The following is a 19705-nucleotide window of genomic DNA, read 5'->3' on the forward strand; positions in this document are numbered from 1 at the left end:
ATGGCCGTCGCAACTAAGTTTTCTAACAAATCATTTGGGTCCTTAAGTAAGTAACAAGGCCGGAATAAAATAAGCGGAGATTTTCCGGTTATATGCATCATGGCGCTTGTTTCACCGGTAAATAAGGGTAATTTTTCCGCTTATTCACAGAAAAAGGCTCCATTTTCACGTTTCTCGATTCGATAAGCGGAATTTCTCCGTCTATTTAAGCAATTTTTTCATTCATTTTCCAATTAAGCGGAATTTTTCCGTTTATTTCTCAGATTGGCGCGCTTACCTGATCGCCCCTCCGATAGGCTTGAACGACCTTCAGCTGCTCGCTTGCCGCGGGCGATCCGGAAGCCCTTCTCGGACACGCATTTATCCTGCGGGGTCTTCCCTGGCTCGCTGTCCCGCAGGCGTCTCGCGCTAACTTGTCTCGAACCAACTTATTGATAAAATGCCGCTTATCGTCGTACCACAAAGCAAATTCATGAACTTTCTTTATCTGCAAAAAAGGTGTTTTACTAGTCTATTGACTAGTGAAACACCCGCATCATTGGCATAAACAATCCATTGATTTAGTTAGATAAATAGATTCACATTTGATTTTGCTGCTTCGCCTAGATAGCTGGCAACCCCACCGAATTCAACACCATCGATGATTTCTTCACGTGCAACGCCCATTAACTCCATACTCATCGTACAGGCAACCATTTTAACACCAAGCTGTTTTGCACGCTCGATCATAACAGCAAGACTGTCAACATTCTTGTCAGCCATGACTTTTTTTATCATTTTCGGCCCCATGCCAGCCATATTCATGCGTGACAGCGGCAGATGATCCGCGCTCTTCGGCAACATCATACTGAACAGTTTGTCGGTACCCGACTTGCTGATCTTCGCATGAGCCTGCCGCTTAATGATATTAAGCCCCCAGAAGGTGAAGAAAAGTGTGACCGGCTTACCCATCGCAGCCGCCCCGGTCGCAATGATAAACGTTGCAATTGCTTTATCCAAATCCCCATCAAAAACCACCATTGTAGTCGCTCCGCTAGCATTTGAAGCCGTTTGCAATGTTTGCTGAGTATCGTCACGGCTGTCCTTTACTCCCTTCATCAGCGTCGCGACAACCTTATTGCCGACAATGTCGTTCTTCAGCAATTGATTGCCCGTCGCATCGGCCCAGGCAACAATATCCTTGTGAAAGCCAAAGTCCGAAGCTTGCACCTGCAGGACATCGCCCTCATTCAACTTTTCCATAGATTGTTTAACTTTAAGAATCGGGCCTGGGCACTGCAGCCCGCAGGCATCTACTACAATTTTTGCAGCTTGCGTTCCGTGCTGTACCATTGTTGAAAACGATTCACCTTGATCCGCAGTACGAGGCTGCACTTTCATGTGACCCGTCTCATACTTGGCTTGTTCATATGTTTTCAAACCGCCGTCGAGATTATAGACATCAAAACCATTCAGCGCCAATATGCGTGCCGCATTATAACCGCGGAGTCCAACAGAGCAATATACGTAAATCGGCTGATCCCTAGGAAGCTCCTCAATCCGCTCTCTTAGTTCGCCTCGCGGAATATGATAGCTGCTGGAAATTTTTCCGGCGGCCAGTTCAAATGATTCACGCACATCCAAGAAATAGGCCTGTTTCTCAATCAGTGCATCGCATTCATACCATTCAATCATCTTGACTAACCCCTGCCGCTGGTCTGCAGCAAGATAACCGGCATAGTTTACAGGATCTTTTGCCGATGCATACGGCGGCGCATACGCTACTTCAATCAACTGCAGATCCTCAACCGATCCGTTTAAACGCATGACTGCTGAAATCATGTCGATCCGTTTATCCGCGCCTTCCGTTCCAATCGCCTGTGCACCTAGAATTTTTCCCTGATCGTCATAGATCACCTTCAACTCAATCGGTGCCGCGCCAGGATAATAGCCGGCATGGGAATTTGGGTGCAAATGAACCACCCGATAGGCGATACCCGCCAGTTTCAAAAGACGTTCATTTTTTCCCGTTGTCGCCACGGTGAGCGCGAAAACCTTAGCCACGGCTGTTCCCTGCACAGGGGGATTCTTTGCCTCTAAGCCATTTAGATAGTCTGCGAGAAACCGTCCCTGCCGATTAGCCGGACCTGCCAGTGGAATTAATGTGGGCATGCCGGTGACGAAATCTGTCACTTCAATCACATCGCCAATCGCAAAAATATCGGCGACACTCGTTTCAAAATGTTCGTTAACGACAATCGCACCCTTAATGCCCGTCTTCACACCCGCCTTTTGCGCCAGTGCACTGTCGGGTAAGACACCAATTGCCATCACAGTCAGGTCGGTATCTATTTCTTCACCGCTGCTGAGTACGAGCGTACGCCCGTTGTTGGAAAATCGCGCAACGCCGTCGTTCAAGATGAGCGTGACACCGTGCATTTCAATCTGTTCATGGACAAATTGTGCCATTTCAAAATCAAGCGGCGCCATTACTTGCGGGCTCGCTTCAACTAACGTAACCGCCAACCCGAGTTCAACAAGATTTTCAGTCATTTCCAGTCCGATGAAACCGCCGCCAATCACTACGGCCTTGCGCACGTTATCGGAATCGATATAATTTTTTATACGCGCAACATCCGGTATATTTCGTACGGAGAAGACATGATCCGCCTCATCGAGTCCCGGGATCTTGGGCACAATCGGTTTTGCCCCAGTAGAAAGAATCAGCCGATCATAATGATCTGTCGATATTTCTCCGTTCAGCACATCTTTTACCGTAATGATGTGTTTTCCAGGATCTATATCAATCACTTCTGTATTATTGTGAACATCAACATTGAATTCCTTAACCATGTTCTCAACGGATTCAACAAGCAACGCGTCCTTTTCACGGATCGTACCGCCGACATAATAAGGCAGTCCGCAATTAGCAAAAGAAATATAAGCACCTTTTTCATACATGACAATTTCATTTTCTTCATTTAATCGCCTGAGCCGCGTTGCTACACTTGCACCCCCGGCGACGCCGCCGACAATAATGATTCTTTGTTTCACAATGGGTCCTCCTGATTCTTGTATTTGACTCGTTGCATTCGCCATAGTCTTGATTAACTTCCTTGGCTTGTTGTCGGTAAAGAAAGATTATTCATGAATCAGACTCATAATCCGACTTGGATCAAATCCGAGTACCCATTGTCCATTCACATTGGTTTGGGGTACACCCATTTGTCCGGTTGTTTCCACAAGACGTTGACCGGCAGCCTGGTCTTGCTGGACATTGACTTCTTTAAATGGCAGCCCTTTTTCACTCAGAAAGTTCTTCACCATATGACAATAGGGACAAGTATTGGTCGTATACACGGTAATTTCATTCATCGTTAATAACTCCTTTAAAAGTTTTTTCACTCTTAATCAGTCAAACGTTTAAGTGTTAATCGTCTCTCGGCTCATTTATTTGTTGCACCTTTGTAACTTTTGCCCACAAAGTTTTTTTGCTTCAATTCGAGCGAACAAATTGTTAATCTTTCCCATCATTCCTTTACTTTTTCCGGATAAATACTTTTATACAGCTTATATCCTCCATCTAAATTCTTAACCTTATAACCTTTCTGAGCAAGAATACGAGATGCGAGATAGCCGCGCAGACCCACCTGACAAGTCACAATCAAGTTACGGTTTTTTGGAATCTCCCGTAATCGTTCACGAAGATTGTCCAAAGGAATATTCACTGCCCCCTGGATGGTTCCGTTCTCGTATTCCTGTTCTGTTCGAACATCAATCAGCATTGCTCCTTGTTTTACTAGCTGGTCGACTTCATTCCACTGAACATGCTGCACTTTGTCATCCAGCAGATTTTCTGATGCATAACCGATTAAATTAACCGGGGCCTTCGCCGAATTAAACGGCGGCGCGTAGGCGAGTTCAAGCTCAGTTAAATCATTGACCGTCATCTGCCCATGGATTGCCGTGGCAAGCACATCGATGGTCTTATCAATCCCCTTCTTGCCAACCGCTTGAGCTCCCAGTAACTTTCCCGATTCCGGGTCAAAGAGCAGCTTAAGTGTCATCTGCGAACTGCCCGGATAATAAGACGCGTGATCCGGAGGACTGATGTGCAACGCCTCATAAGGGATCTGATATCTCTGTAGCATTTTTTCGCTTAATCCTGTCACAGCGGCAGATGTCTCAAAAATTTTCACAATGGATGTGCCTAGCGTTCCCTTATAGTGACGATTCAGCCCGCTAAGAATGTCAGCAACCATTCGTCCTTGGCGATTGGCCGGTGAAGCGAGTGGAATAACTGCTGCTTTCCCGCTGATGGTCTGCGCAACTTCGATTGCATCACCGATCGCGTAGATATTTGGATCACTGGTCTGCAACTGATCATTAACCGATATACTGCGGCGGATACCCAGCGCTAAGCCGGCTTGCTCAGCTAAGGATGATTCAGGAACGATGCCTACCGATAAAAGAGTCAAATCGCTCTCTTTTCGCCGCCCATCATCCATCACAAGAACGGCACCTTTTTCTTCAAAACCCGTAACGGTTGTTCCTTTGAACACCTCAATCCCGTGCTCTTTCAGTTCAGCTTCTGCACTAGCCGCCATTTCCGGGTCAAGCGGAGGAAGAACTTGATGCTCGCGTTCAATAATCGTCACTTTAAGTCCGCGTTCTGCAAGGTTCTCTGCCATTTCCATGCCGATAAAACCGGCACCAATGATCACTGCACGATCCACTTGATGCTGCTGCAGGTATTGAACAATATGTTCAGCATCGGGAACATCGCGTAGCGTGAACAAATGGTCCGCTTGGTCAATTCCTTTGATTGGCGGACGCATTGGGTGCGCGCCAGTCGAGAGAATCAGAGCGTCATAGGTTTCTTCATAAGTTTTTCCATGATGAGTAATGGTCACTTTCTTTTGTTCCCGGTCAATATGTGTTGCTTCACTTTCCGTCCGCACATCCAGACGAAAACGCTGATACAGCTTTTCTGCCGTCTGTACAAGCAGCTTTGACCGTTCTTGAATCACGCCGCCAATAAAATAAGGAAGTCCGCAATTGGCAAAAGAAACATAGGGACCACGTTCCACGACAATAATTTCTGCTTCTTCATTTAATCGGCGAAGCCGCGTGGCTGCCGACATCCCACCGGCCACCCCGCCAATAATGACGTATTTCATTGAATTTACCTCCTTAGCATTCAATCGGTCCGTGCCAGTTCATCATCCCGCCGGCCATATTTTTCACCTTATATCCACTTGCAGATAGGATGGCACAAGCCACTCCGCTTCTGCTTCCGGAATGACAAACCATGATGTGTTCTTGATCGTTGTTGATTTCGCCGATCCGATTCTGAATCTCATTAACCGAAAGATTAACGGCTCCCGGAATATGGCCGTCGGCAAATTCAAACGGTTCACGAACATCGATAATACTTACTGGTATATGGTTGCGCAACAAGCGTTCAACTTCTTCAGGTGTCCGTTCTTCATACATGCTGTTTTCCTCCTTGGATCAACTTTTTTCTTATCAAAACCTATACATTTTATACCCCTATAGGTATATTTCACTGCATAAAAAAACTAAACCCAGTGATTCATCCCGCCGCGTACATTGGTCACTTTTTCATAGCCCGCTTTTTTCAAAAGCTTACAAGCGACTGAGCTTCTCATACCGCTTTGACAGATGACAACGACTTCTTTTTCTTTCGGGATCTTGTTGAGATGATTCGTCAAAGTTTGCAGCGGACTATTGATAAAGCCCGGAATGGATCGACTGTTGAACTCCGGCTTTGTGCGTACGTCAAGAAAGTATTTCCCCTTTTTATTAGGCAGATAAGCCTCTTTAAGTTCCGAAGTGCTTATCTTTGTAATTTTAGGTTTGCAAAAGAATAGGCATTTCATATCTACTTTTCCTCTTTTCGCCATTTGATTCACCGCGTCTTGATCCCTCAGCGACTTTTCACCAGCATTTGAACTGCTTCATTTATGATGGATTCAGCGGATCCGCCGCCGCTTTCAATCTGCTCCCGCAGACAGGCTTCCAAATTCTTTCCAATGACTAAACCAAGTGCACGATCCATTGCCGTCCGAGCAGCAGTCATCTGGGTCACTACACTGCGGCAGTCTTCGCCCTGTTCCATCATGTTAAGAATCCCGCGGATCTGACCATCAATTCGTTTTAATCGATTTTTCATTTGCGCTGTATACTCCATGAACACCCTCCTCAATATACCCCTATAGGTATAATAATTGATGCATTTTTCTCTGTCAAATGAAAGGACCGTTTAGCTGAAAGACCTAGGTGAAGTGAGTATGTTATAAAACAAACGTGAATTTCTATCAATCGATGGTTTCCACGACATTGGATAATTTTCAAAAGAATGAAATGGCATAGAAACGCCTCCCTTGTCACGCGATGATATTCTCGTGTGGTTCATGAAGTGATTTTATCTCACTAGTGAATGTAGAACCTAAAAGCAAAATTCCGCCTAGTACTTGAACCACAGTCATTCGTTCGTGCAAAACTACTCCGGAAATTAAAATCGCTACAAGCGGATCTACATAACTTAACACAGCGATACTTTGCCCTGAAAGTTTCTGCATTCCGGAGAAAAAAAGCCAAAAGCCAATACCTGTGTTGACAATGCCTAGTAAAGCAATAAAAGGCAGTGCAGACTTTGAAACACTCAAGAAAGCCAATCCCTCTGTAAAAAACACATAGAAGAAAAGAAGTACCGCAGCAGTGCCCAGTTGAATCATCGTTAGCTCTAGTTTATCCATATCGTGAATAAATTTGTTTACTAACATCAGCGAAGCATAAAACACGGCCGCAATTAAGCCTAAAAAGATCCCCAATAAATCCTGCTTTCCGAACGCACTAAACCCCGTTCCCACAATCATAACCATTCCAATGACTGCAGTAAAAATGCACAGTATTTTTTTGACAGATAAGTGTTCATGCAGCATGATTGGCGAACAAATCATCACAATTACAGGTGCAAAATAATAAGCCAATGTAGCATTAGTTACCGTTGTATACTGATAAGAGCCGTATAAAAAGATCCAATTACCAGCCAATGCTACACCCGAACAAATCAAACCTATAAAATTAGACTTCACTAAGTTCCAAGGAATTTTTTTCTTGGTCACCAAGACTACACACATCAAGAATCCCCCACCAATGGAACTACTTAACAAAGCGGCTGCACTTGAAGATAAATCGATATGTTTGACAACTAACCCAATCGTTCCAAAGATAGCCATCGATACGATAAATTGAATCCTAGATTTCATAAGGTTTACTCCTCGGCAAATAGATGTGCAGTATAAACCAACATAATTTGGATTTTATAAAGCAAAAAAACATGCACTAAGTGCTTGCTTATAACATAGCACGTCAATTTCCATCACAAAAGCGACTATTTGTCATAATTAGAATGATAAATATAGATGCAAATGGCCTGGAGGATGTAAGAAAAACCGGGCAAAAAGCGCCCGGTACTTACTTCCGCAGGATGTGATGACTTCCGCTAAATGCGGTTTTGAATCATCAAGCTTGTCTTGAACAAACAGTTCTAATTCACACTGGTAGGAAAGTATAAGAAAACATTTAAAGGAAACGAGTGTAAGCGGTCCGAAAAAACGCCGCGTCCTGCGGCTCACCGGACACTAGGCCGTCCATGGCCGTCGCAACTAAGGCTTCGCCTTCGCCAGGGGCTTGGCGAAGCCAAGTTTTCTAATAAATCATTTTGATCCTTGATTGAGTAACGTGGCCAGAATAAAATAAGCGGAGATTTTCCGGCTATTTGCATCATGGTGCTTGTTTTACAGGTAAATAAGGGTAATTTTTCCGCTTATGCACGGAAAAACCCTCTATTTTCACGTTTTTCGATGCGATAAGCGGAATTTTTCCGTTTATTTCTTAGATTGGGCGGCTTACCTAATCGTCCATCCGAATCTTATGACCATATCGTCGTACCGGCAAGGCAAAACGATAAACTTTCTTTTCTTATAAAAAACAGCTCATTTCTTGAGCATCCTTTAGACTATAAATAACTTTTTATCTACTGTGAAAAAGAGCATGATCTTTCCTGCAAGCTGATGTATGATAGTCTTACTGCTTAGATTGGGTCGTGTTCTTCATGTGGGATTTAACAAAAGGAAGTCCGATTAAAAAAATAATTTTGTTCACGATTCCGCTTCTGATCGGGAATCTTTTTCAGCAATTCTATAACGTTGCGGATACAATCGTTGTCGGTCGTACGATCAGTATCCATGCTTTAGCTGCTGTAGGCGCTACCGATAGTTTGTTTGCGCTGATTATTGGTTTCGCGCAAGGGATGACGGCAGGTCTGACCATTCTGACGGCGCGCCGCTACGGTGCCGGGGACATTCAGGGCGTCAAGTGCAGTTTTGCCGTTAATATTTTAATCAGTATTGCCGTTTCTCTGATTCTGACGTGCATCGGCGTTCTCTTTGCACGCCCGCTGCTCGAGCTGATGCAAACGCCTCCTGACATCATCAATGATGCGCAAAAGTTTATTGTTGCCTGCTTCTGGGGGACCAGCGTTACCGTTCTATACAATCTTTTTAATAATACGTTACGTGCTTTAGGGAACAGCCGGGCGCCGCTTATTTTTCTGGCACTTGCCTGCGTGGTCAACGTTGTTTTTGACTTCATTTTCATTCTGTTCTTTCATATGGGCGTCGCTGGTGCCGGATTCGCCTCGGTCGCGGCGCAGGGGTTATCCGCCATCTGGTGCCTGCAATTCATCAATAAATTTGTACCTGAGCTCAAATTGTCCCGTGACCATTTCTTGCATATTCTTCGTGAAATCAAGCCACATCTCCAACTTGGTCTGCCAATGGGATTTCAGGCATCGATCATTTCAATTGGCGCAATCATTGTTCAAGTCATGCTCAACACATTGGGCTCGAACGCCGTTGCTGCCTATACGACGGCAGGCCGTATCGATTTTCTGGCAACACAGGTCTCACTGTCTTTCGGCATTACCATGGCCACCTTTGCGGCACAAAACTTGGGTGCCAAACATTATGCACGCATTCGCCATGGCGTTCAACAGACAATGGTACTTTCCTGCGCGCTAAGCATTGCCATGGGGGCACTGATCATTGCCTATGCCGTTCCGCTCTGCCACCTATTTGTCGGAAATCAGCAGCCTGTTGTCATTCATTTGGCACAAACTTACTTTCTTTACAACAGCACGATGTACGCACTGCTTTCCTTACTGTTGATCATACGCTACACGCTGCAGGGACTCGGTTACAGCGTTTTGCCTACGCTTTCCGGAATCGTCGAACTGCTCATGCGTTCTTTTGCTGTTATTTTTCTAATTAAGCTTTTGGGATTCACGGGAGCGAGCCTTGCCAATCCGCTTGCGTGGGGCGGTGCGCTGCTCCTGCTCATTGGCTCCTACATTTCTGTGAGTCGCAAACTCAACACATTGGAAACAAGCCATGCAACCGATGCCGTGCTGCGGCCACACAGGGTAGTGAATAACGTGAAAAGTTCAATATAATCCATTTTTCCGAAGCCTTCATCCCAATGAAAGGTTCACTTGCATTGCATTCCGTGAATTAGAACGCAGGCAACGATAGTCCTTAATAACCTTTTCACCCATTGATCACGAAACGTTGACCTTCCGATTAATCCTTAATCAACGTCACACGGGATTTATCAATCGTTTTGCTGGTTTGTTTGGAGGATCGGAAAGCAATCTTAACTTTATCATTTTCGGTTACATGTTCTGCGGCCTTAAGAATTAAAGGAGAATAGTGAGTATACAGCCAATCCTTTGAAAAGTCGTTTGCACAATCAATAAAGAAAGTCTCGCCATCGTACTTTGCCTTCGTGTCTTTGAACCATGTCTCATACTGTGCGCGTTTAATTGTCCCAGCAATTAAGTTAAGCGCTTGTTCCCACAGTTCCATCTGTCGATGCTCGTCCGTATTCTTCGCAAAACTAGAGTAGTACCGTATTCTTTTGCCATTCTTTTCAGCATACTCAATTTCTTTTCTGGTCTGACTTCCTATATAGCCGTCAACGTCGATAACGAACAGTTCATCAGACATATCAATTTTCTTTAAATGCAAATCGCCAAGAAGTTCAACTTGTTCTTGTGTCAATTTAAAACCATCACTTTGTTCGAAGAAAGCCAAGCTAATGACGATGTTTCCTTGAAGTGTCAGAAATGCATTTACCCGTTCAAATTGATGCTTAAATTTTTTAGAGCCGCTTAAGGTGATTACATGCATATTTATGCCCCTCTCAGACTATTTTTTTGACTGACTATAAGTCCAATTATTATCTGTTTCTAGGAACAAATCAATTAAAAACGGGTAAGGCGCCTTTTCTCGTTCCAGGATTGACTTCACGTTTTCCCAATAACTTGCATAATCATGTGTGAAGAGAAGTGTCGTAGAAAGGGAGAATATCGATGTTCAATAAGCCTTGCCAGCTACCGTCCTGTACAATGCCATTATACCAATCCCTTCGGGGCAACTACTTCGCCGGATTGAGCCGCGAGCAATTTGGCGAAAATAACTATGCATGGGCTGGGCTGTTCAACCCTCCCAATTCCGGAGTTTTACTCTTTGTAAATGTTTTTACCGTCGGCAACGTTACCGAAATTCCCTTTTCTTTTCAAGTCTGGCTGAATACAGCGGTATCGGGAACGGCGAAGCTGACGGATATGCAAAGCCCGGCAAACACGGCAATACATCCTTTGCCCAAGCCAAGAGTTCAGTTTTTATATGCGGAAAACGTCGATACGGAGCCTACAGGCGGAACGCTCATATTCGGACGCCGTTGTCCTGCCGAAACAACCATCGTGTCGGAGGAAGATGGGAAATTCATCTGCCCTCCAGGCGGTAATTTTCTAATAAACTGTCTTCCCCCGGAAACAAGTAACGAAAAGATTCTGGGGCGAATTGCATTCGGCTGGTGGGAAGAACCGTGTGTATAAGTTACGGACGAATGTGCAGGGGTCATTGCGGCAATGATCAAATGATTCTCTGTGATTCAGGAGGTTCCTTTTCAAACGTGACTAGGGAAGGAGCGTCATCATCGGTGAAGCTTCATGAGTCCTTTAATGGAGCAAGATGCAAAGTGTGCGATTCTGAATTTTTTTCAAAAGCATTAAAAGCTCCAGGATCTCGGCAAAGGGATCCTGGAGCAGTTTATTTATATCAGGCTTGATCCGTCGGCCGAATGACCACTTCGTTGATCGCCATTCGCCGAGGACTCGTCACGATGAAATGAACCGTATTCGCAATATCATTGGCTTGCAGTTCCTCAACCTTGCCAAACATCTTTTCGAATGCCTCATTTTCGCCAACTCGATGGTCAAAAAGTTCGGTTGCTGTTTTTCCTGGTTCAATAACCGTAAAGCGTATATGTTGATGCGTATATTCTTGTCGCCAAGCTTCTGTAGCAGCAGTTACAGCAAATTTAGTTGCCGAATAAATCGCAACCTGAGAAGCCGCAAAACGCCCGGCAACTGAAGAAATATTGACAACATCACTAACTTTCCTGTCACTCTTTTGAGCACTCTCTTTTAGGTGCGGCAAAGCAGCTTTAGTCAGATACATTAGACCGCGAAGATTAATATTGACCATCGCATCCCAATCCTTCACCGGCGTTTCAATTGAATCTCCGTTAAGCATAACACCTGCGGCATTAACCAGAATATCCAGCGTGCCAAGTTTATCAATCGTTTCGTTAACGACCCGGATTGCTTCATCATTAGACGTGAGATCCGCTTCGATGGGCAACGCTTGCCCATTTGCTTTCTCAATTTCAGTCGCTAAGTCATTTAATCTTTGCTTACGACGAGCGACCAGAACAACTTTACTTCCTGTCGCAGCTAAATTCTTAGCAATTGCTCGCCCGATTCCACTGGATGCTCCTGTAACGATTGCAACTGTCTTTTGTACGTTTTCCACCATACTAAAATCCTCTTTTCTTTTGTGAACTTAGTTCTTGATTGAATTCAACGTACACCTTAAAGTAAGGTTTAATGCAAGAGAAAAGTTTACTAGAGCGGAGGAACATGATGAACATCAATGAAGCGAGCCAAAAGACGGGATTGCCTAAATCAACGATACGTTACTATGAAAAACTTAATATCGTTCCACCGATTAAGCGCGATAAAAACGAAGTAAGAATATTCGAGGAAACAGATATCGAGTGGCTATTCTTTGCGAAACAAATGAGAGGAGCCAACGTCTCAATCAAAACCTTAGTGCACTATATCTCATTGTTCAAAGAAGGAGAGGGTTCCATTGAAAGCAGAATTGAACTACTCACTAACGAATTGCTGAAACTTCAAGAACATATTTCCGGCTTACAAGCAGCCGAGCGCAGTTTAAGCGAAAAAATAGAAAAATACCGCACTCATGTGATTCCTGTTGAAAAAAAGTTAATTTAATGCGGCTAATCATTCTTTGAAGAATCCGAGATGCTAAATTTATTCAGATTCATAACGACTTATTTTCCAGAATCATTTTGGACAGCTTCTCCCCCCATCCTTTTTCCTATTATGAGAAAGCATGATCGAGTTGACAAAGCAGCTATTGCGTATTACTATATAGCAGTAGTAAGTGATACTTCATACCAGTCATACTAAATAGCGAAGGTGATTATACTGGAAAACCTAACGGAAATGCTCAAAGGCGTGCTTGAAGGCTGTGTTCTTGAACTTATAAACCGCGGAGAAACCTACGGGTACGAAATCACACGGCGGCTGAACGCGCTCGGCTTCACCGATGTTGTGGAAGGCACTGTCTACACCATTTTGGTGCGGCTTGAGAAAAATAAACTCGTGAACACAGAAAAAAAACGATCTGATATGGGACCGCCGCGCAAGTTTTTCGTGCTCAATGACGCGGGGCGCGAGAAACTGCGGAGGTTCTGGGAAAGATGGGCGTTCGTATCATCAAAAATGAATGAGTTGAAGGAGAGAAAGCAATGAATTTTTGGGAAAAGGTCACCGGCAGCGACATGACTAAAGAAATGAAAGCTTTTGAAGCGCGAGCCAAAAAACTGCCGGCTGATTACCAAGCGGCATGGGAACAAATTAAGACCAATCTTTGGTCGCACTCCGATTTCACCGGTCGCAACCTAATGCCAATTCTTGATGGTGTGCTTGGTCTTCTCGAGGAGACGGCGGTGGACGGTCAAAGCGTTCAAGGGGTTTTGGGTGATGATATCAAAGGGTTCTGTTCAGCACTAGCCGGTGAAGAAGGCGCAAGGTCTTTTCGCGACAAGTGGCGCCGGCAACTCAATAATAATATCGCCAAAAAGTTAAGTAAATAGGAGGATAAAATGAGTATACAGGATATCATTCAAGGCAAAAAAGAGTGGCGGGCTCACATGGCGCGTGTCAAAGCACTCCCGAAAGATTATCAGATTGTTTATAAAGAAATTCAAAAATACCTCTTTAAAGTCGGCCCGGTTGAACTTACCGACAGTACGGGCTTACTCTCGGGAATTGTCGATCTTTTTGAAGAGGGAGCGTCATTGGAAAAAGACGTGCTCAAAGTGACGGGCAGTGATGTGGCGGCTTTTTGCGATGATCTGATCAAAGGTTCAAAAACGAGCGCTGACATCTATCAAGAAGCCGTTAATCAAGAAGTCAGCAAGGCGATGAAAAAAGTTACGGACAAAAAAAGTAAAAGTGGGCGATCAGGATGGAAAAGGCAATCCAAGTAAAAGAGCTGCAAAAGTCCTATAAGAAACTCCAAGTCCTAAAGTGCGTAGATTTTGAGGTAGAAAAAGGCAGCATTTTCGCCCTGCTTGGTTCCAATGGCGCGGGCAAATCAACGATTGTCAAAATACTCGCCACGCTGCTCAAGCCAGATGGAGGAACCGCCACCGTCAACGGCTGTGATGTAACGGCAAAACCCGAAAAGGTGCGGCAGTCGATCAGCCTGACCGGACAATTTGCCGCCGTAGATGAAATTTTGACCGGACGGGAAAATCTGATCATGATCGCCAGACTGCGTCATCTGAAAAATCCGCGTCAGGTGGTAGATGATTTGCTGAAACGCTTCGGTTTGGTCGATGCCGCCGATCGCAGAGCCTCTACTTATTCAGGTGGTATGCGTCGCAGACTCGATATTGCCATGAGCCTTGTCGGGAACCCGCAGCTCATCTTTCTCGACGAACCAACCACCGGGCTTGACCCCGAAGCGCGCATTGAGGTTTGGAACGCGGTCAAAGAACTTGCGAACAGCGGCACAACGGTATTCCTGACCACGCAGTATCTTGAGGAAGCCGAGCAGCTTGCCAATCAAATCGCGATTCTGCACAAGGGGAAAATTATCGTGAGCGGTACGCTCGAAGAACTGAAAAAGCTGTTTCCGCCCGCAAAGGTTGACTATATTGAAAAACAGCCGAGCCTGGAGGAAATCTTCCTCACAATCATCGGCAAGAAGGAGGCAAAATAAATGGAAACTGTAAAGAACCACTTTTTCAGCGACATGGGGGTCATGCTTGGACGTTCGATGCGCCATATCATCCGCAGCATGGACACCATCATCACGGTCACGATCATGCCAATCGCATTTATGCTGCTGTTCGTCTATGTATTCGGCGGCGCCATCAAGACCGGTACGAACAACTATGTGAATTACCTGCTGCCCGGCATCTTGCTGATCGCGATTGCGACTGGGATTTCTTATACGGCTTATCGCCTGTTTATGGATATGCAAAGAGGCATTTTCGAACGGTTCAACTCCATGCCGATTGCGCGTTCGGCCGCACTTTGGGGACATGTCCTGACCTCACTGATATCCAACGCAATTTCGGTTGCCATCATTATTTTCGTTGCGCTCATTATGGGCTTTCGCTCGTCGGCAGGAGTGCTCTCATGGCTTGCCGTAGCCGGTATACTCGCCTTGTTTACACTGGCCCTAACTTGGATCGCAGTGATTGCCGGCCTGTCCGCAAAATCGGTGGATGGTGCAAGCGCCTTCTCCTATCCGATTATTTTCCTGCCGTTCATCAGCTCAGCGTTTGTGCCCACCGAATCGATGCCGCCTGCTGTTCGCGCCTTCGCCGAAAACCAGCCGGTGACCGCAATCGTGGATGCGATCCGTGCGCTATTGTCCAGTCAACCGGTCGGCAATGAGATTTGGGTTGCACTTACATGGTGCTTTGGCATCATTTTTGTAGCCTATATCTTCGCGATACGCACATATAAAAAACGGGTGTAAAAATTGTGAATTGCATCTCTGGACAGAAGTGCAGACCACTACCTTCATCTATAAAAATCAAGCTTAAGACTGCATTTTGAGCTTGATTTTTGCCTTCCTTTTAACTTTCCCCAGTCTCTCAGAAACCTATGGTGAGCATAAGCAGAGAAAAAAAGCACTGTCCCGTTTGCGGGAACAAGTCAGTATATAGCATTGATTTAAGTCCCGTCGTTTTGGGCGGCATAGATACCATTCACCCTCAGCTTCTTAAAATCTTCTCCATTGACTTGCCTTTCGCCAATTCGTCAACCAGTTTGTCAAGCCAACGAATTTTCTGCATGAGTGAGTCTTCGATTTCCTCGACACGATACCCACAAATCACACCCTTGATTTTGGACGCATTGGGGTTGATTTGCGGCGCATCGATGAAGAACGTTTCAAAATCAGCGTTCTTGTCAATTTGCTCCGCAAGACCTGAGTCGTCATAACCCGTCAACCAGCAAATCACAGCATCTACATCGGCTTTGGATCGCCCTTTTCGCTCCGCCTTTTGAATATAGAGCGGATAGACTCTTGAAAATGCCATTTTGTATACACGCTCGTTTTTCATAAAGTGTCACTCCCTTTCGCTTCCTATTACACACTCCACTGTGTGCTGCCGATAACTACCTTATCATCACCCACCGGTGACTGATCAAGAGCAAAGCGACAAGTAATAACGCCGCAATGGTGAAAACCGCGGCAAGTCCATTGATAATCTGATTGGTCCTGTCTTTCAGGACCTTGGACAGCAAGGCATAAACGCCAATCCCGATAATTCCGCCGAGCGTGTTACTAAGCAGGTCAGTGATGTCGGTTCTGCCGATTGCGAAAATAAACTGTATGAGTTCATAGACAAAAGTCAAGCCAACAATTGTAAGCATCTTTTTCACGAAGGGCCACGAGGTTTTAATCATACAAATATAGATTCCCAAAGGTATAAAGGCGAGAATGTTAGCTCTAATTTCGCTGAAACGGAGGGTACCGTTGTCATCAAAAGACCCCAGAAGCGGAACAAGATTAATGACTCGTCCTACATGATCTGGGATCGAAAACTGTAGTTTGAAGAGAATCAACCAAGTTAATGCCAGAAAGTAAATAGTAAATAACAGGAGTGTAAGTATCTTTTGTTTTTCCAATTTCACATCACCACGCGTCTAACTGATTCCTTTTATGGTATCGCAAGCTTCTTGCTGATTTTGAGGCAGGATTATTCATTTATTCAGCCTCTCCATTCAGTGAACCTCCCACGACTAAAGTCGCGGGCTTCTGATCTCTCAATCAAAAGTTCCTGCGAACAATAAGCTTGCCCAACACGACTTATCATTGGGTAGCGGCTCATTTCTTTGAGCAGGCGAACCCCGTCGTTCCGACGGTTCTTAGCTTTTATTCAGCCCCCAATTGAGGGCTTTTTTAGCCCTTCATGCAAGATGTTGAGAGCTGCATTGACATCTCGATCGTGGTGAGCCCCGCATTGCGGGCAGTCCCATTTCCGGATGTGAAGCGCTTTCTTTCCATCCTGGTGCCCGCAAGTGGCACACCTCTGGCTAGAGGGAAAGAAGCGATCTATTTTTATCAGTGTTTTGCCATACCATTGAGCTTTGTACGTGAGTTGACGCACAAATTCTGCCCAACTGACCTCACTAATGGTTTTGGCTAAATGATGGTTTTTTAGTAACCCTTTGACGTTGAGGTCTTCGACCACTAACTGGTCGTGATTTTTGACCAGTTTCGTGGACCATTGATGTAAAAAATCTGTCTTACGGTTACTGATTTTTTCTTTAAGACGAGCAACCTTAATCTTTTGTTTCTGATAGTTGCGCGCATCCATTAAGGTTAGATTCTTTTGTTTTAGGATTCGCTTTTTCGCTCCCTCGTAGCGATGGGCCAGCTTTCGCTGCTCACGGCGAAGCTTTTGTTCCACGGAACGCCCAAACTTGGGATTGGTGATTTTTTCTCCGGTAGACAAAGTCATGAAGTCCAGCAACCCTAAGTCAATGCCGACTGCTTTGCCGGTTTTCGGATGTTCTTTTACTTCCGTTTCCGCAACGAGCGAAATAAAATACTTGCCGCTTGGCACATGCCTGATAAAGGCAGATAAAAGGCGTCCTTTCACCTGACGAGAGCGGGCGTAACGCACCCAGCCCAGTTTAGGAAGTTTGATTGTTTGATCCGTCACCTCAATATTGTGATTGGTGAAGCAGGTCTTATACGCCTGATTCGGATTCTTTTTACTCTTAAAGCGAGGATGCTTGGCTTGTTTTTTAAAGAACCGGTCATAAGCCTTGGAAAGGTTCTTTAAGCTATTCTGTAAGGCAAACTTATCCGGCTCTTTGAGCCAAGGCAGCTCGGCTTTGAGCTGCGTCAGGGCTTTACTGCAGGTGTTATAGGTTAAGCCCTTCCCGGTTTGTTTATAGGTCTTTTCCCAACAGTCTAAAAAATGATTGTAGACAAACCGGCTGCATCCAATGGACTTATTGATTTGAACGGCTTGTTCTTCCGTAGGGAAAAGCCGAAACTTAAACGCCTTTTGGATGAGCACAGCCGTTCCTCCTTTTTTGTAAAAAATGGTTATCTTAAATATAGCACAAATGTTCGTTTTTTACAAAAGAAGGGCGTCCTTACTCATGACTGAAGTCACGAGTGTGCGGACGCAGGAAATCAATGACTACTGGAATAATTCCAGACAGAATGACTTCATTAAAAGTATTCTTTACCGTCCAATAGCTGATTGTTGATTCACCTGGAAGAAACAATTGGACATTGCTTGTTCCCTCATAGTCTGCTTTAAAATGATCCTCATTCGTTATCGTTCTACAAGCTTCAAGCAGCTTAAAGCCCTTCATTGCTGAATATGCATGGTTACTTTTTATACGTTCTTTGGCTACCTGTTTAAATAGGGGCTTAATTTTGTCACTGGTTAATCGATCTTTGTACGCCGTATAGATCATATGAAGATCATAAAGATGCCGAGAATTTCGCATATACTTTCCATCAATAGCATAGTCACATAGTGCAAACAGCTTATCAATGAATGTACGTTCAATGCTTTGAACCTGTATACGAAACACATTCATTTCATATTTTTCGATAAACACACCCTGATGTTTCTCAGTCAAATAGTCAAGAATGTAATTTGTCACCTGCATTTCATTTGTAGGAAAGGATTCTAGCAGAACATAGGTCTCGACGTAAATGACTTTTTGGAGATCAGACTCTGTTACACTGGGATAAACGATTTGATATCGATTGAAATCTCTTCTACTTTTAAGTTCAGCTTCATTCTTGAGACACATACCAATTTCATTTGCGGAACCAATGATTGCTTGTTTCAGCCTGCGTTTCTCTGCTCTCGTTTTTTCGACATCCTGTTGAAAATTAAGATCAATATCTTCGGAAAAACGATTAATTAAGTGATAACACTTACTCAGAGATGTACCACCCTTAAACACAATTTGCGGATAATTCATCTTAATTCGCTCAAGCAATAGGGATACATAATAGTCCTTCTCGATTATAGAGCCTTTTAGTCCGGAGTACTCAGATACTGCGTTAATGACTTCCTTGAAAAGCTCTTTGTTTTGATGCAAGTTCATAGACTAGGTCACTCCTGTATATGGCCAATTGATCACGTTCCGGATAGGCGGATAGATACATCTTAATTTCCTCCCAAGAACTATTCAGATCCTGTAAATAATCTAAGCATTTGCCCATTGAGTCTTCAAGTGATCGCTCACTGTAATTGTCAAAACTGCCAATCAGATCAAAAATTTGCAGCAACTTATAATTCCGAGCAGTAACAACTCGTTTAGGTTTCATCAAAAATACACTGCTTTTGCCATAGATAACTTTTCTTGAACGCATTTTTTCCTTATTAGTAACAATTTCATAAGCGAGCGCATTTTGGGTGGTTAATCCAAGTTCGTTCGCAAACGACAAACCCGTCACATACCCTATTCGATGATTGGTTGAGTCAAATAGGTATTTCTTTTTAATAACCGAGTAAAGACTTAGCGTTGAGCGAAAGACGGCTTCTGGGTTTGGTCTATAGTAAATACCATTTTTTAAGGCATAACGAACAATGTACCCTTCATCTGCCGCCTTTTTCAAGTTCTGCCGAAGCGTATTCGGATTAATCGTTAGTTTATCCCTGAGCTCTTCAGTCAAAATTGGCTCCTCATAAGCGAAATGACGCTCTAGATACTTTTGAAAGTCCATATCGCACAGCTCCTTATGACCAGTATAACCGATTATAACGTTTTTATAAACATTTCGCATAATCTCGTTATGAATTTACACGCATTTCTATTTAGAGTTAAATAATGTAGCTAGTCATGTGAAAATAACGCTCGAAAAGTTCTTTGGAAGCCATGTTTTTTAAAAGGATAGACGCCTTTGCTTGTGCGCTTTTCCGCAAATCCACCCAATTGAGGGTGAAAAGAACAGGAGTTTGAAAGAGAATTTGTTTG

Annotated in this window: 22 protein-coding genes; 8 read left to right on the forward strand and 14 right to left on the reverse strand. The window is 44.3% G+C overall.

All coding sequences use genetic code 11. From position 1 onward, the window contains the following. Positions 1-564 precede the first annotated feature (564 nt). The 7 genes from ABWW58_RS09550 to ABWW58_RS09580 form a co-directional block, all read right to left on the reverse strand. On the reverse strand, positions 565-3033 hold the full coding sequence (locus ABWW58_RS09550; protein ID WP_353868915.1) for an FAD-dependent oxidoreductase: 2469 nt from the start codon (positions 3031-3033) through the stop codon (positions 565-567). 87 nt (positions 3034-3120) lie between these two features. Continuing rightward, positions 3121-3354: a glutaredoxin family protein gene (locus tag ABWW58_RS09555; protein WP_353868916.1), complete on the reverse strand. Its 234-nt coding sequence runs from the start codon at positions 3352-3354 to the stop codon at positions 3121-3123. Positions 3355-3509: 155 nt separating this feature from the next. After that, on the reverse strand, positions 3510-5159 hold the full coding sequence (locus tag ABWW58_RS09560) for an FAD-dependent oxidoreductase (protein ID WP_353868917.1): 1650 nt from the start codon (positions 5157-5159) through the stop codon (positions 3510-3512). Positions 5160-5172: 13 nt separating this feature from the next. After that, entirely contained in the window at positions 5173-5475 is a 303-nt protein-coding gene (locus ABWW58_RS09565) for a rhodanese-like domain-containing protein (protein WP_353868918.1), read from the reverse strand. 86 nt (positions 5476-5561) lie between these two features. Further along, complete coding sequence (locus tag ABWW58_RS09570; RefSeq protein ID WP_353868919.1) at positions 5562-5882, reverse strand: rhodanese-like domain-containing protein; 321 nt, start codon at positions 5880-5882, stop codon at positions 5562-5564. A gap of 47 nt (positions 5883-5929) precedes the next feature. Next, a complete protein-coding gene (locus ABWW58_RS09575; RefSeq protein ID WP_028976641.1) occupies positions 5930-6193 on the reverse strand; it encodes a metal-sensitive transcriptional regulator in 264 nt (87 codons plus the stop codon). 196 nt (positions 6194-6389) lie between these two features. Further along, on the reverse strand, positions 6390-7274 hold the full coding sequence (locus ABWW58_RS09580) for a DMT family transporter (protein ID WP_353868920.1): 885 nt from the start codon (positions 7272-7274) through the stop codon (positions 6390-6392). Between the two features lie 848 nt (positions 7275-8122). Between ABWW58_RS09580 and ABWW58_RS09585 the strand changes: the two genes are divergently transcribed. Next, positions 8123-9520 (forward strand): MATE family efflux transporter, encoded by a 1398-nt coding sequence (locus tag ABWW58_RS09585; RefSeq protein ID WP_353868921.1) that lies wholly within the window; start codon positions 8123-8125, stop codon positions 9518-9520. Between the two features lie 127 nt (positions 9521-9647). On the opposite strand, the gene ABWW58_RS09590 is transcribed toward ABWW58_RS09585, so the two are convergent. Next, on the reverse strand, positions 9648-10256 hold the full coding sequence (locus tag ABWW58_RS09590; RefSeq protein WP_353868922.1) for a DnaA N-terminal domain-containing protein: 609 nt from the start codon (positions 10254-10256) through the stop codon (positions 9648-9650). Positions 10257-10438: 182 nt separating this feature from the next. Here ABWW58_RS09590 and ABWW58_RS09595 point away from each other — a divergent pair, with 182 nt between their 5' ends. After that, positions 10439-10966, forward strand: coding sequence for a DUF6143 family protein (locus ABWW58_RS09595; RefSeq protein WP_353868923.1), 528 nt, complete (start codon positions 10439-10441; stop codon positions 10964-10966). A 223-nt stretch (positions 10967-11189) separates the two neighbouring features. Here the strand turns inward: ABWW58_RS09595 and ABWW58_RS09600 are convergent, their stop codons facing one another. Next, complete coding sequence (locus ABWW58_RS09600) at positions 11190-11948, reverse strand: SDR family NAD(P)-dependent oxidoreductase (RefSeq protein WP_353868924.1); 759 nt, start codon at positions 11946-11948, stop codon at positions 11190-11192. 107 nt (positions 11949-12055) lie between these two features. Here ABWW58_RS09600 and ABWW58_RS09605 point away from each other — a divergent pair, with 107 nt between their 5' ends. The 6 genes from ABWW58_RS09605 (at position 12056) to ABWW58_RS09630 (ending at position 15218) form a co-directional block, all read left to right on the forward strand. Beyond that, complete coding sequence (locus ABWW58_RS09605) at positions 12056-12430, forward strand: MerR family transcriptional regulator (RefSeq protein WP_028983575.1); 375 nt, start codon at positions 12056-12058, stop codon at positions 12428-12430. Positions 12431-12664: 234 nt separating this feature from the next. Then, the gene (locus tag ABWW58_RS09610) at positions 12665-12973 is read left to right on the forward strand and encodes a PadR family transcriptional regulator (RefSeq protein WP_353868925.1); all 309 of its coding nucleotides are present in this window, start codon (positions 12665-12667) and stop codon (positions 12971-12973) included. Continuing rightward, positions 12970-13317, forward strand: coding sequence for a DUF1048 domain-containing protein (locus ABWW58_RS09615; protein WP_353868926.1), 348 nt, complete (start codon positions 12970-12972; stop codon positions 13315-13317). The genes ABWW58_RS09610 and ABWW58_RS09615 overlap by 4 nt, the downstream gene beginning before the upstream one ends. Before the next feature lie 9 nt (positions 13318-13326). Beyond that, entirely contained in the window at positions 13327-13713 is a 387-nt protein-coding gene (locus tag ABWW58_RS09620) for a DUF1048 domain-containing protein (RefSeq protein WP_353868927.1), read from the forward strand. Further along, complete coding sequence (locus ABWW58_RS09625; protein WP_353868928.1) at positions 13692-14450, forward strand: ABC transporter ATP-binding protein; 759 nt, start codon at positions 13692-13694, stop codon at positions 14448-14450. The genes ABWW58_RS09620 and ABWW58_RS09625 overlap by 22 nt, the downstream gene beginning before the upstream one ends. Further along, a complete protein-coding gene (locus tag ABWW58_RS09630) occupies positions 14451-15218 on the forward strand; it encodes an ABC transporter permease (RefSeq protein ID WP_353868929.1) in 768 nt (255 codons plus the stop codon). Between the two features lie 238 nt (positions 15219-15456). On the opposite strand, the gene ABWW58_RS09635 is transcribed toward ABWW58_RS09630, so the two are convergent. The 5 genes from ABWW58_RS09635 to ABWW58_RS09655 form a co-directional block, all read right to left on the reverse strand. Beyond that, positions 15457-15807, reverse strand: coding sequence for a DUF2200 domain-containing protein (locus ABWW58_RS09635; protein ID WP_353868930.1), 351 nt, complete (start codon positions 15805-15807; stop codon positions 15457-15459). A gap of 55 nt (positions 15808-15862) precedes the next feature. Beyond that, the gene (locus ABWW58_RS09640; RefSeq protein ID WP_353868931.1) at positions 15863-16381 is read right to left on the reverse strand and encodes a VanZ family protein; all 519 of its coding nucleotides are present in this window, start codon (positions 16379-16381) and stop codon (positions 15863-15865) included. 245 nt (positions 16382-16626) lie between these two features. Beyond that, positions 16627-17778 (reverse strand): IS200/IS605 family element RNA-guided endonuclease TnpB, encoded by a 1152-nt coding sequence (gene tnpB, locus ABWW58_RS09645; protein ID WP_353868932.1) that lies wholly within the window; start codon positions 17776-17778, stop codon positions 16627-16629. 79 nt (positions 17779-17857) lie between these two features. Beyond that, positions 17858-18832, reverse strand: coding sequence for a nucleotidyl transferase AbiEii/AbiGii toxin family protein (locus tag ABWW58_RS09650; RefSeq protein ID WP_353868933.1), 975 nt, complete (start codon positions 18830-18832; stop codon positions 17858-17860). Beyond that, the gene (locus tag ABWW58_RS09655; RefSeq protein ID WP_353868934.1) at positions 18789-19454 is read right to left on the reverse strand and encodes a hypothetical protein; all 666 of its coding nucleotides are present in this window, start codon (positions 19452-19454) and stop codon (positions 18789-18791) included. Before ABWW58_RS09655 ends, ABWW58_RS09650 begins: the two co-directional genes overlap by 44 nt. Positions 19455-19705 lie beyond the last annotated feature (251 nt).

It is taken from the genome of Sporolactobacillus caesalpiniae, assembly GCF_040513385.1.
Taxonomy (GTDB): domain Bacteria; phylum Bacillota; class Bacilli; order Bacillales; family Sporolactobacillaceae; genus Sporolactobacillus.

Coding starts and splice junctions, on each gene's coding strand:
- ABWW58_RS09555 (WP_353868916.1), bottom strand. CDS start 3,354: ATGAATGAAATTACCGTGTATACGACCAATACTTGTCCCTATTGTCAT.
- ABWW58_RS09570 (WP_353868919.1), bottom strand. CDS start 5,882: ATGAAATGCCTATTCTTTTGCAAACCTAAAATTACAAAGATAAGCACT.
- ABWW58_RS09615 (WP_353868926.1), top strand. CDS start 12,970: ATGAATTTTTGGGAAAAGGTCACCGGCAGCGACATGACTAAAGAAATG.
- ABWW58_RS09565 (WP_353868918.1), bottom strand. CDS start 5,475: ATGTATGAAGAACGGACACCTGAAGAAGTTGAACGCTTGTTGCGCAAC.
- ABWW58_RS09595 (WP_353868923.1), top strand. CDS start 10,439: ATGTTCAATAAGCCTTGCCAGCTACCGTCCTGTACAATGCCATTATAC.
- ABWW58_RS09655 (WP_353868934.1), bottom strand. CDS start 19,454: ATGGACTTTCAAAAGTATCTAGAGCGTCATTTCGCTTATGAGGAGCCA.
- ABWW58_RS09630 (WP_353868929.1), top strand. CDS start 14,451: ATGGAAACTGTAAAGAACCACTTTTTCAGCGACATGGGGGTCATGCTT.
- ABWW58_RS09625 (WP_353868928.1), top strand. CDS start 13,692: ATGGAAAAGGCAATCCAAGTAAAAGAGCTGCAAAAGTCCTATAAGAAA.
- ABWW58_RS09585 (WP_353868921.1), top strand. CDS start 8,123: ATGTGGGATTTAACAAAAGGAAGTCCGATTAAAAAAATAATTTTGTTC.
- ABWW58_RS09650 (WP_353868933.1), bottom strand. CDS start 18,832: ATGAACTTGCATCAAAACAAAGAGCTTTTCAAGGAAGTCATTAACGCA.
- ABWW58_RS09600 (WP_353868924.1), bottom strand. CDS start 11,948: ATGGTGGAAAACGTACAAAAGACAGTTGCAATCGTTACAGGAGCATCC.
- ABWW58_RS09575 (WP_028976641.1), bottom strand. CDS start 6,193: ATGGAGTATACAGCGCAAATGAAAAATCGATTAAAACGAATTGATGGT.
- ABWW58_RS09605 (WP_028983575.1), top strand. CDS start 12,056: ATGAACATCAATGAAGCGAGCCAAAAGACGGGATTGCCTAAATCAACG.
- ABWW58_RS09590 (WP_353868922.1), bottom strand. CDS start 10,256: ATGCATGTAATCACCTTAAGCGGCTCTAAAAAATTTAAGCATCAATTT.
- ABWW58_RS09610 (WP_353868925.1), top strand. CDS start 12,665: ATGCTCAAAGGCGTGCTTGAAGGCTGTGTTCTTGAACTTATAAACCGC.
- ABWW58_RS09560 (WP_353868917.1), bottom strand. CDS start 5,159: ATGAAATACGTCATTATTGGCGGGGTGGCCGGTGGGATGTCGGCAGCC.
- ABWW58_RS09620 (WP_353868927.1), top strand. CDS start 13,327: ATGAGTATACAGGATATCATTCAAGGCAAAAAAGAGTGGCGGGCTCAC.
- ABWW58_RS09635 (WP_353868930.1), bottom strand. CDS start 15,807: ATGAAAAACGAGCGTGTATACAAAATGGCATTTTCAAGAGTCTATCCG.
- ABWW58_RS09580 (WP_353868920.1), bottom strand. CDS start 7,274: ATGAAATCTAGGATTCAATTTATCGTATCGATGGCTATCTTTGGAACG.